The 1,666-nt window shown below is 37.0% G+C and carries 1 protein-coding gene; it reads right to left on the reverse strand.

Annotated elements, in window-relative coordinates; genetic code table 11:
* Positions 1-425 precede the first annotated feature (425 nt).
* Positions 426-1,666 (reverse strand): aminomethyl transferase family protein (locus E0946_RS05615; protein ID WP_133201511.1); only part of this gene is annotated, 1,241 nt, incomplete at its 5' end.

The raw sequence follows: 1,666 nt of genomic DNA on the forward strand, positions 1-1,666 counted from the left end.
AAAAAGTTAAAATTGTCAATAGCAATCAAAAATGATATATTCATAACTCTCTAATATTTTAAGACGAAAGCGATTCCAGAGCATAATAACGGGTTCGGATTTATGCAATAAGCGATCCAGGATAGCAATAGCTAAGACATTATCGTTGTAGGTGATACTTCATTCATTAAAGAGGTGATTAGAGTTAATAATAATAGATATAGACTTATAGAGTTAGTTAAAGAGTCAGAAGAAGAGCTTATTGGCTTGAGGTTGAAGTGAGAGATAGCTTAATTCATCAATTACCAGCAGGTCATTTTTACTGTTTTTTCTTCTGCTTAACTCATTTGACAATGCTGAAGAAAGAAGATAATCAAAAAGTATAAAAAATCAGTCTGGTATCGGTTATAGATATCCAGACTGATAGTAAAAAAGGTAGTAATCTATTATAGATTTTCTATATATTTCAAAGGTTTTGGAGCAGTAGCAGGGCTAACTCCTTCCATAGTAAGATATCCTAAAAGAGGTGTTCCAAGCGGATTATTTTGTTCATCCACTCTATAAAATTGTACAGGTATACGGATAGGAACTCCATCTTGTTCCGAGATATATTTTCCTTCTTCGTCTTTAGGGAAGGGATTATAGTATAACCAGGCTAAACCAATGGCAGCATTTCCATCTTCAGCATTAACATTTTTGCGAGTAGAACCTATGACTAAACGCTGTTCCAGGGAAAGATTGGGTGATATTATACTGGAGGTTACAGTACCGAGTAATTTTCCATTGTGAAAGACTTTCCTATTGGATGCAATACCTTCGGCAAAGAACATCAAAAGTGCTTTTTGAGGATTAGTCGCCAGTTCTGCTTCCAGAGCTGATTTTCCCACAAAGAAAGGTTTATCCATATCTACCGCAGCTTCAAATAATGGTGCATTGATAGGTGTGTGATAGGGATCATATTCCTGTCCCATCAGAGGGAGTCCGAAAGGTCCTGCAGAAAGACGATTCTCATCTCTACCACCCAAACCTACCAGAAGAGCACCCATTTCCAGAGCTTCACTTACTATTTTCTTGAAATCTTCCTCCGCATTAGCCACGGGAATATAAAGCTCCCAACCCCAGCGATTAGTGTAACCTGTTCTACTTATAATATAATGTGCATTATTATAGTCAAATTCATTGAAGGTGAAGTAGTTCATATTCTTCTCAGGATTATGCCTATTTTTCAAGACTTGTTCACCATAGATAGACTTAACCAATTTATAGGATAAAGGTCCCTGGATATCAACTTTTACTAATTGAGCTGATATATCCTCAGCATCAACCTCTTCCCCATCTTGCTTCTGACTCATTATGCGGTCTATATCTGCTATCAATTCTTTTCCATTAACGGTATCAGTTATATCATGTCCAGCGTTAATCACGGCAATATATTCTGTCTCGGAAATCCGCATTACTATCATATCATCTTCCACTCCTCCGTGTTCATTAAGCAAAAGGGTGTATTTACAGGAACCGACCTTCATAGCACTCATATTTCCTGCTAAAGCTCTATCCAACAAAGCTGGAGCATCCTTTCCCGTGAAACGCAATTGTGCCATATGGTCAATGTTATAAATAGATAAATTGTTAATGGAAGCAGCTTCTTCCAGAACGGTGGTAAGATAGTTAACTGCCATATAATATT

The organism is Candidatus Syntrophosphaera thermopropionivorans (genome assembly GCF_004353895.1).
In the GTDB taxonomy this organism is placed as follows: domain Bacteria; phylum Cloacimonadota; class Cloacimonadia; order Cloacimonadales; family Cloacimonadaceae; genus Syntrophosphaera; species Syntrophosphaera thermopropionivorans.